This window comes from Streptomyces sp. enrichment culture, from assembly GCF_964272895.1.
GTDB lineage: Bacteria > Actinomycetota > Actinomycetes > Streptomycetales > Streptomycetaceae > Streptomyces.
In genome coordinates this window covers 4734218-4746434 of sequence record NZ_OZ186832.1, presented here as the reverse complement: position 1 = coordinate 4746434, position 12217 = coordinate 4734218, and the positions used below count along the sequence as shown (strand labels likewise).

The 12217-nt window shown below is 71.6% G+C and carries 13 protein-coding genes; 7 read left to right on the top strand and 6 right to left on the bottom strand.

Going from position 1 to position 12217, the window contains the following annotated elements:
- Positions 1 to 15: 15 nt before the first annotated feature.
- A complete protein-coding gene (locus ACSU6M_RS21605) occupies positions 16 to 873 on the bottom strand; it encodes a biotin--[acetyl-CoA-carboxylase] ligase (RefSeq protein WP_437071489.1) in 858 nt (285 codons plus the stop codon).
- Positions 874 to 983: 110 nt separating this feature from the next.
- On the opposite strand from ACSU6M_RS21605, the gene ACSU6M_RS21600 reads away from it, so the two are divergent.
- Together ACSU6M_RS21600 and ACSU6M_RS21595 are read left to right on the top strand one after the other, a co-directional pair.
- Positions 984 to 2579 carry an acyl-CoA carboxylase subunit beta gene (locus ACSU6M_RS21600; protein WP_437071488.1) on the top strand — a complete coding sequence of 532 codons (1596 nt, stop codon included), beginning with the start codon at positions 984 to 986 and terminating at the stop codon, positions 2577 to 2579.
- Positions 2580 to 2588: 9 nt separating this feature from the next.
- Positions 2589 to 2798 carry an acyl-CoA carboxylase epsilon subunit gene (locus ACSU6M_RS21595; protein WP_437071486.1) on the top strand — a complete coding sequence of 70 codons (210 nt, stop codon included), beginning with the start codon at positions 2589 to 2591 and terminating at the stop codon, positions 2796 to 2798.
- Positions 2799 to 2801: 3 nt separating this feature from the next.
- On the opposite strand, the gene ACSU6M_RS21590 is transcribed toward ACSU6M_RS21595, so the two are convergent.
- The gene (locus tag ACSU6M_RS21590) at positions 2802 to 3911 is read right to left on the bottom strand and encodes an SGNH/GDSL hydrolase family protein (RefSeq protein ID WP_437071484.1); all 1110 of its coding nucleotides are present in this window, start codon (positions 3909 to 3911) and stop codon (positions 2802 to 2804) included.
- Between the two features lie 136 nt (positions 3912 to 4047).
- On the opposite strand from ACSU6M_RS21590, the gene mmpB reads away from it, so the two are divergent.
- Together mmpB and ACSU6M_RS21580 are read left to right on the top strand one after the other, a co-directional pair.
- Positions 4048 to 4176, top strand: coding sequence for a morphogenic membrane protein MmpB (gene mmpB, locus ACSU6M_RS21585; RefSeq protein ID WP_399645817.1), 129 nt, complete (start codon positions 4048 to 4050; stop codon positions 4174 to 4176).
- Between the two features lie 36 nt (positions 4177 to 4212).
- Positions 4213 to 4821 carry a Maf family protein gene (locus ACSU6M_RS21580; RefSeq protein ID WP_437071482.1) on the top strand — a complete coding sequence of 203 codons (609 nt, stop codon included), beginning with the start codon at positions 4213 to 4215 and terminating at the stop codon, positions 4819 to 4821.
- Positions 4822 to 4824: 3 nt separating this feature from the next.
- Here the strand turns inward: ACSU6M_RS21580 and ACSU6M_RS21575 are convergent, their stop codons facing one another.
- Positions 4825 to 5268 carry a hypothetical protein gene (locus ACSU6M_RS21575; protein ID WP_437071481.1) on the bottom strand — a complete coding sequence of 148 codons (444 nt, stop codon included), beginning with the start codon at positions 5266 to 5268 and terminating at the stop codon, positions 4825 to 4827.
- A 382-nt stretch (positions 5269 to 5650) separates the two neighbouring features.
- Here ACSU6M_RS21575 and ACSU6M_RS21570 point away from each other — a divergent pair, with 382 nt between their 5' ends.
- Positions 5651 to 7423 (top strand): acetyl/propionyl/methylcrotonyl-CoA carboxylase subunit alpha, encoded by a 1773-nt coding sequence (locus tag ACSU6M_RS21570; RefSeq protein WP_437071479.1) that lies wholly within the window; start codon positions 5651 to 5653, stop codon positions 7421 to 7423.
- A 140-nt stretch (positions 7424 to 7563) separates the two neighbouring features.
- Here ACSU6M_RS21570 and ACSU6M_RS21565 read toward each other — a convergent pair whose 3' ends face one another.
- The 3 genes from ACSU6M_RS21565 to ACSU6M_RS21555 form a co-directional block, all read right to left on the bottom strand.
- Positions 7564 to 8514: a phosphorothioated DNA-binding restriction endonuclease gene (locus ACSU6M_RS21565; protein ID WP_437071477.1), complete on the bottom strand. Its 951-nt coding sequence runs from the start codon at positions 8512 to 8514 to the stop codon at positions 7564 to 7566.
- Between the two features lie 159 nt (positions 8515 to 8673).
- Positions 8674 to 9654: a DeoR/GlpR family DNA-binding transcription regulator gene (locus tag ACSU6M_RS21560; protein ID WP_437071476.1), complete on the bottom strand. Its 981-nt coding sequence runs from the start codon at positions 9652 to 9654 to the stop codon at positions 8674 to 8676.
- A gap of 172 nt (positions 9655 to 9826) precedes the next feature.
- Positions 9827 to 11272: an NAD(P)H-quinone dehydrogenase gene (locus tag ACSU6M_RS21555; protein WP_437071475.1), complete on the bottom strand. Its 1446-nt coding sequence runs from the start codon at positions 11270 to 11272 to the stop codon at positions 9827 to 9829.
- A gap of 116 nt (positions 11273 to 11388) precedes the next feature.
- Here ACSU6M_RS21555 and ACSU6M_RS21550 point away from each other — a divergent pair, with 116 nt between their 5' ends.
- Positions 11389 to 11826 (top strand): gamma-glutamylcyclotransferase, encoded by a 438-nt coding sequence (locus ACSU6M_RS21550; protein ID WP_437071473.1) that lies wholly within the window; start codon positions 11389 to 11391, stop codon positions 11824 to 11826.
- 26 nt (positions 11827 to 11852) lie between these two features.
- Positions 11853 to 12134, top strand: coding sequence for a hypothetical protein (locus ACSU6M_RS21545; RefSeq protein WP_437071472.1), 282 nt, complete (start codon positions 11853 to 11855; stop codon positions 12132 to 12134).
- The last annotated feature ends 83 nt before the right edge of the window (positions 12135 to 12217 follow it).

Genomic DNA, 12217 nt, shown 5'->3' with positions numbered 1-12217 from the left:
TGAGGGCATGCACGCTCACGCCGGTCGCAGGTGGACGATGTCTCCGGCTCCCACGGGCTCCTGGACGCCCTCCTGTGTCGCGATCACCAGTCGTCCGTCTCCGTCGACCGCCACCGCCTCTCCGACGATCGACCGATCCCCGGGAAGTTCGGCCCTCACGGTCCTGCCCAGCGTCGCGCACCCGGCCGCGTATGTCTCCTGCAGCCCGCACGCCGAGGGATCACCGCCCGCCGCGCGCCACCGTCCGTACCACTCCTCCAGGGAGCGCAGGACGGCCCGCAGCAGCGGGTCGCGGTCGGTGTTCACCGCGCCCGCGAGGGCCAGCGAACCCGCCTGGGGGACGGGGAGTTCGTCCTCGCGCAGGGTGACGTTGATGCCCACGCCGACGACGACCATGTCCTCGCCCGCCCGCTCGGCGAGGATGCCGCCCGCCTTGCGCTCCTCGCCGCCGACGGTGACGAGGAGGTCGTTGGGCCACTTGAGTGCCGTGTCCACTCCGGCCGTACGGGACAGGCCCGTGGCGACGGCGACGCCGGTGAGCAGGGGGAGCCAGCCCCAGCGGGCGACCGGGACCTCGGCGGGGCGCAGCAGAACGGAGAAGAAGAGGCCGGAGCGGGGCGGTGCGGACCACTGGCGGTCCAGGCGGCCCCGCCCGGCGGTCTGCTCCTCGGCGACGAGGACCGCGCCCTCCTGCGCCTTGCCCGCGACGGCGAGGGCGACGAGGTCGGAGTTGGTGGAGCCGGTGTCGCGCACGACCTCCACCTCGCGGTACAGGCCGCCCTCGCGCACCAGTCCCCGGCGCAGGGACAAGGGGTTCAGGGGCGGGCGGTTGAGGTCGGACCAGCGGTTCTCGGAAGGCTCTCGCGGCGTCATGCAAGCCACACTAGGTGTGTTGTACGCCGCACTGCCGATCGGTAGGCCCACCACTAATCTACGGATGAGTAATCGTCCCCCCTTTTGAGCAGGCAGGGAGCCGCATCCCGATGTCCGAGCCGGAAGAGATCGACATTCACACCACCGCGGGCAAGCTCGCGGATCTCCAGCGCCGCATCCAGGAGGCGACGCACGCCGGCTCGGAACGCGCCGTCGAGAAGCAGCACGCCAAGGGCAAGCTGACGGCGCGTGAGCGCATCGACCTGCTGCTCGACGAGGACTCGTTCGTCGAGCTCGACGAGTTCGCCCGGCACCGCTCCACCAACTTCGGCCTGGACGCCAACCGCCCCTACGGCGACGGCGTCGTCACCGGCTACGGCACGGTCGACGGGCGTCCGGTGGCGGTGTTCTCCCAGGACTTCACCGTCTTCGGCGGCGCGCTGGGCGAGGTCTACGGCCAGAAGATCGTCAAGGTCATGGACTTCGCGCTGAAGACCGGCTGCCCGGTCATCGGCATCAACGACTCCGGCGGCGCCCGCATCCAGGAGGGTGTGGCCTCGCTCGGCGCGTACGGCGAGATCTTCCGCCGCAACACCCACGCCTCCGGTGTGATCCCGCAGATCAGCCTGGTCGTCGGCCCGTGCGCGGGCGGCGCGGTGTACTCGCCCGCGATCACCGACTTCACGATCATGGTCGACCAGACCTCGCACATGTTCATCACCGGCCCCGACGTCATCAAGACGGTCACCGGCGAGGACGTCGGCTTCGAGGAGCTGGGCGGCGCCCGCACCCACAACTCGGTCTCGGGCGTGGCCCACCACATGGCCGGGGACGAGAAGGACGCCATCGAGTACGTCAAGCAGCTGCTGTCGTACCTGCCGTCCAACAACCTCTCCGAGCCGCCGGCCTTCCCCGAGGAGGCCGACCTCACGGTCACGGACGAGGACCGCGAGCTGGATGCGATCGTGCCGGACAGCGCGAACCAGCCGTACGACATGCACACGGTGATCGAGCACGTCCTGGACGACGGCGAGTTCTTCGAGACGCAACCGCTGTTCGCGCCGAACATCCTCACCGGCTTCGGCCGCGTCGAGGGCCACCCGGTGGGCATCGTCGCCAACCAGCCGATGCAGTTCGCCGGCTGCCTGGACATCACGGCCTCCGAGAAGGCGGCCCGGTTCGTCCGGACCTGCGACGCCTTCAACGTCCCCGTGATCACCTTCGTGGACGTCCCCGGCTTCCTGCCGGGCGTCGGCCAGGAGCACGACGGCATCATCCGCCGCGGCGCCAAGCTGATCTACGCCTACGCCGAGGCCACGGTCCCGCTGATCACCGTCATCACCCGCAAGGCGTTCGGCGGCGCCTACGACGTCATGGGCTCCAAGCACCTGGGCGCCGACCTGAACCTGGCCTGGCCGACGGCCCAGATCGCCGTCATGGGCGCCCAGGGCGCGGTCAACATCCTGCACCGCCGCACCCTCGCCGAGGCCGAGGCCAACGGGGAGGACCTGGAGGCGGTGCGCGCGAGGCTGATCCAGGAGTACGAGGACACCCTCCTCAACCCCTACATCGCGGCCGAGCGCGGCTATGTCGACTCCGTGATCGCCCCGTCCGACACCCGCCGCCACATCGTGCGCGGCCTGCGTCAGCTGCGGACGAAGCGGGAATCCCTGCCTCCGAAGAAGCACGGCAACATCCCCCTGTAAGGAGCCGCTGTGACCATCAAGGTCGTACGGGGCAACCCGACCCCCGAGGAGCTGGCCGCCGCCCTGGCGGTGGTCAGGGCCCGCGCCGCGGCCACCACAGCCGCGGCGCCCGGCACACCCGCTCCGCGGGCCGCATGGTCCGACCCGTCCCGCATCGCGGTCCAGCGTGTGCCGCAGGCGGGGCCGACGGCATGGGCCCGCACCTACTGGCCTGCGTAGGCATCACAGGACGGCCACGACGGCTTCGGCCATCACCTCGTACCCCTTGTCGTTGGGGTGCAGGTGATCGCCGAAGTCGTACGCCGGCCGCAACCGCTCGGGGTCGGCCGGGTCCGCCATCACGCGCGCGAGGTCGACCACGGCGTCGTACTCCCCGCAGCCGCGGATCCACTCGTTGAGCTCATGGCTCACCTTCGCCGCGTGCTCCCCCCAGTGGTCCGAGCCGCCCAGCGGCAGCAGCGTCGCGCCGATCACCCGCAGCCGCGCCTCCCGCGCCCGCCGGATCAGCTCGCGGTGCCCGGCGACGAGCTCGTCGGTCTCCACCACCGGCGCCGGTCTGTACGTCGGCTGCTCGTCCGTCTCGCTGAACCCGATGTCGTTGAGCCCGAGCAGCACCACGAGCGTGTCCACGCCCGAGTGGGCCAGCACATCGCGGCCCAGCCGGCGCACGCCCTTCTCCCCGTACCACGCGGAGTCGTTGAGCAGCAGGTTCCCGCCGATCCCGGCGTTGAGCACGGGCCGCCCGGTGCGCGCGGCCAGGGCGTCGGACCAGCGGCGGTCGGCGCCCGGGGTGGAGCCGAAGCCGTCGGTGATCGAGTCGCCGAAGAGGGCGATGCCGTCGGTGCGGCCCGCGTCCACCTCGACGGCGGACAGGAAGTACCAGGACTCGGTGACCGCGTCGAAGCCGTCCGCGGCGGCCGTGAGATCGCCCTCGCCGCGGTGGCTGCTGGTGAACGCCTGCGCGTGGAAGGTCGCGGGCCCCGTCGCGGTGTCGAAGTACAGGGTGACGGCCAGCGCCTCCCCCGCGGCGACGGTCAGCTCGGCCGCGTCGCTGACGGTCTCCCCGCGGGCCGGGATCTCCGTGTCGCCCGCTCCCCCGAAGGTCAGCCGTCGCAGCGAGCCCGGCTCCCCCGCCCGCATCACGCTCGCCGCGGCGATGCGCAGCGGTGACAGGCCGTACGCGTTCGACAGCCGTATCCGCACCCGGCCGCCCGCCGCGGTGAGCCGGACGACCTGCCGCAGCGACTGGCGCCAGAACCCCTCGCGGGACCAGTTGGGGGTGAAGCCCTCACTGGGCTGCTGCGGGGACGCGGTCCAGACCGTGGTGAACATGACGCACCCTCCCTCTCCCTTAACGGAATCGAAGTACCGTTAGGTTAACAGAACTCCAGTCCCGTTTAGATGGGCGAGGGAAGTTGAGTACGCGTACTCAGGCGCCGTGCGGCCGGCCGGCCGGACGATGGCGGGCATGCTGTGGTCCGACCCGGAGAACGAGCCGCCCGAAGAACTGCGCGAGATGCAGGCCATGCTGCGGCGGCTGGGCGTTCTCATGGCCGTGGCCATGGTGCTGGCGATGATCGCGATCGGTCTGCGCTGAGCCCCGGCCCCCGGAGCCCGGCGCTACGCTGACCGCATGACTGATCAGCCCCGCCGCCGACTCGTCCTCGCCTCCCAGTCCCCCGCCCGCCTCGGGCTGCTGCGCCAGGCCGGACTCGCCCCCGAGGTCATCGTGAGCGGCGTCGACGAGGAGGCCGTCACCGCGCCCACCCCGGCCGAGCTGGCCCTGGCCCTCGCCGAGGCCAAGGCGTCCGTGGTGGCCGCCCGGCCCGAGGTGCAGGGCGCGCTGGTGATCGGCTGCGACTCGGTGCTCGAACTCGACGGACAGGCCCTCGGCAAGCCCGCCGACGCCGAGGAGGCCACCGCCCGCTGGAAGTCCATGCGCGGCCGCGCCGGCGTGCTGCAGACCGGCCACTGCGTGTGGGACACCGCGACGGGCCGCTACGCCTCGGCCACCGCCTCCACCGTCGTCCGCTTCGGCGAGCCGACGGACGAGGAGATCGCCGCGTACGTCGCCTCCGGCGAACCCCTCCATGTCGCGGGCGCCTTCACCCTCGACGGCCGCTCGGCCCCGTTCATCGACGGCATCGACGGCGACCACGGCAATGTGATCGGCATCAGCCTGCCGCTGGTGCGCCGCCTGCTGGGCAAGCTGGGCGTGGGCATCACGGAGCTGTGGGCCTGAGGCTCACGCGGGCGCCGCGCCCGCCTCGGGGGCCGTCGGCTCGCCGGCGGCCTCCTCCAACCGGTCGTAGGTCATCAGCAGCAGCACGATCAGGCCGAGCACGACCACCATGAACACGAACGCGGGCGGGCCCACCAGTCCCCAGGTCACCGCGGCCAGCAGACCGTGCACCACCGCGGCGCTGACCAGGGCGATGCGCCCGAGGCCGGCCGGGGCGCGGTCGCGCAGGGCGACGAGCAGGGCGACCAGGGCGCACAGCAGGAAGTAGAGCCCGAACAGCACGCCGCCGATCTTCGAGGACAGCGACATCACGTCCGGGTCCAGGCCCGCCAGGGACATGTGCTGCCGTTCGACGACATGGCCGAGGAACCAGTTCACCGCGGCGATCGCCACTCCCTCGACGAGGAGCACGACCGCCAACAACCAGGCCACCGGTCTGCGCACCACGGGTCCCCACCCTCTTCCGAGCGTTCGAGCGCCGCCCGAACCGGGCTGCTGTTACCTCAAGTACGTTCGAGTCATCGCGAACGCTACTAACGGGTAAACCTCGGGACAAGGGTTCTGTGACAGGCAAAGAATCATTGGGCCATTCGTAGGGACTCGACAAAGAAACGGAGTGGGCCGCAGCACGCTCTCACAGAGACCTTGACCACACGAGGGGGCTAGGGTTTCCCGGAGGAGTCCTGCGTACCGAGGCGCGACAAGGGTTTCGCAGGTCGAGCAAGCGTCGAGTCACGCTCCGTGTGGCAGAGCTCACCATTGGGGACGGGTCGAACTGCCGTGTCGGCAGTCCCTAAACTCGGCTTGTTTCAAGGAGGGAGCCTCAATCGTGCGCAAGGTGCTCATCGCCAACCGTGGCGAAATCGCTGTCCGCGTGGCCCGTGCATGCCGGGACGCCGGGATCGCGAGCGTTGCCGTCTACGCCGACCCGGACCGGGACGCTCTGCATGTCCGCGCGGCGGATGAGGCGTTCGCTCTGGGCGGTGACACCCCGGCCACCAGCTACCTGGTCATCGACAAGATCCTGAACGCCGCGCGCGAGTCCGGCGCCGACGCGATCCACCCCGGCTACGGCTTCCTCTCCGAGAACGCCGAGTTCGCCCAGGCCGTCCTGGACGCGGGGCTGATCTGGATCGGCCCGCCGCCGCAGGCCATCCGGGACCTCGGCGACAAGGTGGCCGCCCGGCACATCGCGCAGCGCGCGGGCGCCCCGCTGGTCGCCGGTACGCCGGACCCGGTCAGCGGCGCCGACGAGGTGGTGGCCTTCGCCGAGGAGCACGGCCTGCCCATCGCGATCAAGGCCGCCTTCGGTGGCGGTGGCCGTGGTCTGAAGGTCGCCCGCACCCTGGAAGAGGTGCCGGAGCTGTACGACTCCGCGGTCCGCGAGGCGGTGGCCGCCTTCGGTCGCGGCGAGTGCTTTGTCGAGCGCTACCTGGACAAGCCGCGTCACGTGGAGACCCAGTGCCTCGCCGACAAGCACGGCAACGTGGTGGTGGTCTCCACCCGTGACTGCTCTCTCCAGCGCCGCCACCAGAAGCTGGTCGAGGAGGCCCCCGCGCCCTTCCTCTCGGACGAGCAGATGGCCGAGCTGTACCGCGCCTCGAAGGCCATCCTGAAGGAGGCCGGCTACGTCGGCGCCGGCACGGTGGAGTTCCTCGTCGGCCTCGACGGCACGATCTCCTTCCTGGAGGTCAACACCCGTCTCCAGGTGGAGCACCCGGTCACCGAGGAGGTCACCGGCATCGACCTGGTCCGCGAGATGTTCCGCATCGCCGACGGCGAGGAGCTGGGTTACGGCGACCCGGCGATCCGGGGTCACTCGTTCGAGTTCCGTATCAACGGCGAGGATCCGGGCCGGGGCTTCCTCCCGGCCCCCGGCACGGTCACCCGCTTCGACCCGCCGTCCGGCCCCGGTGTCCGCCTGGACGCGGGCGTGGAGTCCGGCTCGGTCATCGGCCCGGCGTGGGACTCGCTGCTTGCCAAGCTGATCGTCACCGGCGCCACCCGTGAGCAGGCCCTGCAGCGCGCCGCGCGTGCGCTGGAGGAGTTCCAGGTCGAGGGCATGGCCACCGCCATCCCGTTCCACCGCGCGGTGGTCAGGGACCCGGCGTTCGCCCCCGAGCTGACCGGCTCCACCGACCCGTTCACGGTCCACACCCGCTGGATCGAGACCGAGTTCGTCAACGAGATCAAGCCCTTCACCGCCCCGGCCGACGCCGAGACGGACGAGGAGGCCGGCCGCGAGACGGTCGTCGTCGAGGTCGGCGGCAAGCGCCTTGAGGTCTCCCTGCCGTCCTCCCTCGGCATGTCCCTGGCCCGCACCGGCCTCGCCGCCGGCGCCAAGCCCAAGCGGCGCGCCGCCAAGAAGTCGGGCCCCGTCGCCTCCGGCGACACCCTCGCCTCGCCCATGCAGGGCACGATCGTCAAGATCGCCGTCGAGGAGGGCCAGGAGGTCAAGGAGGGCGACCTCGTCGTCGTCCTGGAGGCCATGAAGATGGAGCAGCCCCTCAACGCCCACAAGTCCGGCACCATCAAGGGCCTGACCGCGGAGGTCGGCGCGTCCATCACGTCGGGCGCCGCGATCTGCGAGATCAAGGACTGATCACTTCTCGACGCAGGAGCCCCGCACCCGTCCGAGGGTGCGGGGCTCCTCTCGTCGTACGGCTCCTACGTGGTACGGCTCCTCTCGCCGTACGGCTCCGCCGCGGGGGGCACGCCGAGCCGCGCACCCCGCCCGAGGCGCTACGACGGACAGGGGCGCCCCCGCTGCGGCCCGCTCCGGGCACCGGCCCGTTTGAAGACCTGCCTCTCGTGCCAGGCGATGTGCCGCGGATCGACGGCCGGCCGACCGGGGCGCGGCAGGGCGACCGGGCGCCCGTGCAGCGCGTCGACGGACCTCCCGGCCTCGCTGCGGGCCACATACAGCTGTGACACCTGGATGCGCAGGTCGGACCGGATCCCCAGCGCTCCGATGTCGAACAGCGTGTGGTGCAGGGAGCAGAGCGCCAGACCGTTGTGCACCTCGTCCGGCCCGTCCCAGCTGCGCCATCGCACATGGGCGGCCTCCAGCCCTATGGGGTGACGGCCGAGCGCCCCGTCGAAGCCGCAGAAGGCACAGGCGTAGGCGTAGGCGTGCAGCACCTCCTCGACGAACCCCGCGCGTCGCGGCTGCCGCCGCTGCCGGGCCGCCGGGGACAGCGCCCCGTCCGTCCCGGCGAGGTCCAGTCCCACGGCGTCGCAGATCAGGCCCTCCAGGGCCGGGGTGAAGTGCTGCTCCAGCAGAAGTCTGGCGGCCGCGGCGACCGTGCCGTGGTCCGCCAGCAGCGCCTCGACCTCCGGGCGCAGCCGTCCATGGGCGCCGCGGGTCCGCAGCCAGTGCCCTCGCTCGGGGGCGTCCGGCCCCACGTCCTCGCCCTGCCGGTCGCGGACCTCCCAGATGGCCCGCTCCAGATGGACGAAGGGCATGGCCGCCCGTTCCCGTGCCCGTGACGGGCTCACCACCGCGGGCCCGAAGTCGTTGATCAGCCGGCTGACGGGTTCCTCCGCCTCGTCGTAGGTGACCGCGGTGCTGCCGGACGAGGCGAAGCGGCCCAGCAGCCAGAGCACCAGCAGCGGCTTGTGCGGGGCCCGGCGGCCGCCGATCCGGGCCTGCCGGAGTCCGCCGAGGGCGTTCATGAGGTCCTCACGCGTCATCACGCGGGACACCTTGTCACTCCCGCCCGCGCCCCCGTCCGGGAGGGGCGGTACGAGGCGGCGCCTCCGCCGGGCGCCGGCCGCTGGGGCGAGAAGGCGGCACCTCCGCCGGGCGCCGCCGCTGGGGCCGGAAGCGCGCCCGGGCCGGGAAGGGCCGGGTCAGCGGCGGCGCATGTCCGCGACCCGGCTCGAACGCTCCACCACGGGTCCCTGATCGGCGAGAACCCCCGCCGACCGGAGGGAAGGCCCCGCTCCCGGCACGCCCCGCCGCGGCGCCGGGACCGGCACGTCACGGCGAGCGGCGGGACGCCCCACCGCACCGTCATTTCCCTGCGTCGCGCCGCCCTGACCGTTTCCCGGCGCACCCGCGACGGCGATCTGCACCCCCTGGTCGGCCAGCGCCTGCAACTCGGTCGCCGCGCGGTCGTCATGGGCGGGCGGCTCGTCGGTGACCAGCCGGGTGATCACATCGGTCGGCACGGTCTGGAACATCGTGTCCGTACCGAGCTTGGTGTGGTCCGCGAGGACGACGACCTCCGCGGCGGCCTGCACCAGCGCCCGGTCCACGGACGCGGACAGCATGTTGGACGTGGACAGCCCGCGCTCGGCGGTCAGCCCGCTGCCCGACAGGAACGCCTTGGACACCCGCAGCCCCTGGAGGGACTGCTCGGCGCCGGACCCGACCAGGGCGTAGTTGGACCCCCGCAGGGTGCCGCCGGTCATCACGACCTCGACGCGGTTGGCGTGGGCCAGCGCCTGGGCGACCAGCAGGGAGTTGGTGACGACGGTCAGCCCGGGGATGCGGGCGAGCCGGCGGGCCAGCTCCTGGGTGGTGGTGCCCGCCCCGACCACGATGGCCTCGCCCTCCTCGACGAGGTTCGCGGCGAGATCGGCGATGGCCGTCTTCTCGGCCGTCGCGAGATGTGATTTCTGCGGAAAGCCGGATTCCCGCGTGAACCCGCCCGGCAGTACCGCACCGCCGTGCCGGCGGTCGAGGAGTCCTTCTGCCTCCAGTGCACGCACGTCACGTCGTACGGTCACTTCGGAGGTCTGGACGACGCGGGCGAGCTCACGGAGCGACACGGCCCCGTTGGCTCGCACCATTTCGAGGATCAATTGGCGACGTTCTGCAGCGAACACGAAACTGACAGTAACCCCAACGACCGTCTGCTTTCAGCAGTTTGCGCCGAATAACAGAAGTTGTTCGCACAGGGCGACGGGAAGTGGTATATGGGCATACTCCCGTCGCCTGTGCCACAGGAAGAACCCGCAACTCCCCGTGACGAAAGGGGAGCTGAGGGACCGGGGGTGTCTAGGCGTCGCCGGTCTTACGGGTGTGCAGCTGCCGTGCCACCTCGGCGATCGAGCCCGACAGGGACGGATAGACGGTGAACGCGTTCGCGATCTGTTCGACCGTCAGGTTGTTGTCCACGGCGAGCGAGATGGGGTGGATCAGCTCCGAGGCGCGCGGGGCGACGACCACGCCGCCGACCACGATGCCGGTGCCGGGGCGGCAGAAGATCTTGACGAAGCCGTCGCGGATGCCCTGCATCTTGGCGCGCGGGTTGCGCAGCAGCGGCAGCTTCACGACCCGCGCCTCGATGGCACCGGAGTCCACGTCGGCCTGGGTGTAGCCGACGGTGGCGATCTCGGGGTCGGTGAAGACGTTGGAGGAGACCGTCTTGAGGTTGAGCGGGGCCACCGCGTCGCCGAGGAAGTGGTACATGGCGATACGTCCCTGCATCGCGGCCACCGAGGCGAGCGCGAAGACACCGGTGACGTCACCGGCCGCGTACACGCCCGGCGCGCTGGTGCGGGAGACCTTGTCGGTCCAGATGTGACCGGAGTCCTTCAGCTTGACGCCGGCCTCCTCCAGGCCCATCCCCTCGGTGTTGGGGATGGCGCCGACCGCCATCAGGCAGTGCGAGCCGGTGATCACACGGCCGTCGGCGAGGGTGACCTCGACGCGGTCGCCGACGCGCTTGGCGGACTGGGCGCGGGAGCGGGCCATGACGTTCATGCCGCGGCGCCGGAAGACGTCCTCCAGGACGGCGGCGGCGTCCGGGTCCTCGCCCGGCAGCACGCGGTCGCGGGAGGAGACGAGGGTGACGCGGGAGCCGAGGGCCTGGTAGGCGCCGGCGAACTCGGCGCCGGTGACGCCGGAGCCGACCACGATGAGCTCCTCGGGCAGCTCGTCGAGGTCGTAGACCTGCGTCCAGTTCAGGATGCGCTCGCCGTCCGGCTTGGCGTCGGGCAGCTCGCGCGGGTGGCCGCCGGTCGCGATGAGCACGGCGTCGGCGGTGAGGGTCTCCTCGCTGCCGTCGGCCGCGGTGACCACGACCTTGCGGGAGCCGTCCAGGGCCTGCATGCCCTCCAGGCGGCCGCGGCCGCGCATCACGCGGGCGCCGGCGCGGGTGACGGCGGCGGTGATGTCGTGCGACTGGGCGAGCGCGAGCCGCTTCACACGCCGGTTGACCTTGCCCAGGTCCACGCCGACGACCCGCGCCGGGGTGTCGATGTGCGGGGTGTCGTCGGCGACGATGATGCCGAGCTCCTCGTAGGAGGAGTCGAAGGTGGTCATCACCTCGGCCGTTGCGATAAGGGTCTTCGACGGCACGCAGTCGGTCAGCACCGACGCCCCGCCCAGACCGTCGCAGTCGACGACGGTCACCTCCGCGCCGAGCTGAGCGGCCACGAGGGCCGCTTCGTATCCGCCGGGTCCGCCACCGATGATCACGATCCGAGTCACGTACTCCATTGTCCCGCACGCCTCAAGGTGGTACCGCCCAGGGGGCACCGGCGTGGTGCGTCCGTTACAAAGGGGACACCCGAGGACGGGAGTGGTGTGAGTTCGGGCTGCCGTACCCTCTCCCCATGTCGCTCTATGCCGCCTACGCCGGCAACCTCGACGCGCGGCTGATGACGCGCCGCGCCCCGCACTCGCCGCTGCGCGCCACGGGCTGGCTGAACGGGTGGCGGCTGACCTTCGGGGGCGAGCAGCTGGGCTGGGAGGGCGCCCTCGCCACGATCGTCGAGGACCCGTTCGCCCAGGTCTTCGTCGCCCTGTACGACATCGCCCCCATGGACGAGGACTCCCTGGACCGCTGGGAGGGCGTCGGCCTCGGCATCTACCGCCGGCTGCGGGTGCGGGTGCACACCCTGGACGGCGAGGAGAGCGCGTGGGTGTACGTCCTGAACGCCTACGAGGGGGGTCTGCCGTCGGCGCGCTACCTGGGCGAGATCGCGGACGCGGCGGAGTCGGCGGGGGCGCCGCACGACTACGTGATGGAGCTGAGGAAACGGCCCTGCTGAGGGGGCGACGGCTCTAGGCTGCCTCCATGACCGGCCCGCCCGCGTACCAGGTCCACTTCACCGAACCGGCCGCCGCGGTCCGCGACCGGCTCGACGCCCGCCGACGCGCCCGCTTCGAGCAGGGCGTCGCGCTCCTCACCCGCGACCCGTTCCCCGACCGGTCCCGGTCGGCAAGCGCCATGGGCGCCGACCGCACGATCCGCCTCACGCGGGACACGCTGGTCCGTTACACGGTCGACCGGGCCCGTCTGACGGTCCTGTACGTCGCCGCGTTCGACGACGGGGACGTCCTCGTCGCCGAGGAGTAGCCGCCCACCCGGCGGAGCGTTTCGTCGGAAACGACAAGACAACGATCGCCATCCCGTCCGCTCTGTCATCTACGCGCGTAGGC

Bases quoted from the DNA above. Each gene is read 5' to 3' on its own strand.
- ACSU6M_RS21605 (WP_437071489.1), bottom strand. From the start codon at position 873: ATGACGCCGCGAGAGCCTTCCGAGAACCGCTGGTCCGACCTCAACCGC.
- ACSU6M_RS21600 (WP_437071488.1), top strand. From the start codon at position 984: ATGTCCGAGCCGGAAGAGATCGACATTCACACCACCGCGGGCAAGCTC.
- ACSU6M_RS21590 (WP_437071484.1), bottom strand. From the start codon at position 3,911: ATGTTCACCACGGTCTGGACCGCGTCCCCGCAGCAGCCCAGTGAGGGC.
- mmpB (WP_399645817.1), top strand. From the start codon at position 4,048: ATGCTGTGGTCCGACCCGGAGAACGAGCCGCCCGAAGAACTGCGCGAG.
- ACSU6M_RS21580 (WP_437071482.1), top strand. From the start codon at position 4,213: ATGACTGATCAGCCCCGCCGCCGACTCGTCCTCGCCTCCCAGTCCCCC.
- ACSU6M_RS21565 (WP_437071477.1), bottom strand. From the start codon at position 8,514: ATGACGCGTGAGGACCTCATGAACGCCCTCGGCGGACTCCGGCAGGCC.
- ACSU6M_RS21555 (WP_437071475.1), bottom strand. From the start codon at position 11,272: ATGGAGTACGTGACTCGGATCGTGATCATCGGTGGCGGACCCGGCGGA.
- ACSU6M_RS21550 (WP_437071473.1), top strand. From the start codon at position 11,389: ATGTCGCTCTATGCCGCCTACGCCGGCAACCTCGACGCGCGGCTGATG.
- ACSU6M_RS21545 (WP_437071472.1), top strand. From the start codon at position 11,853: ATGACCGGCCCGCCCGCGTACCAGGTCCACTTCACCGAACCGGCCGCC.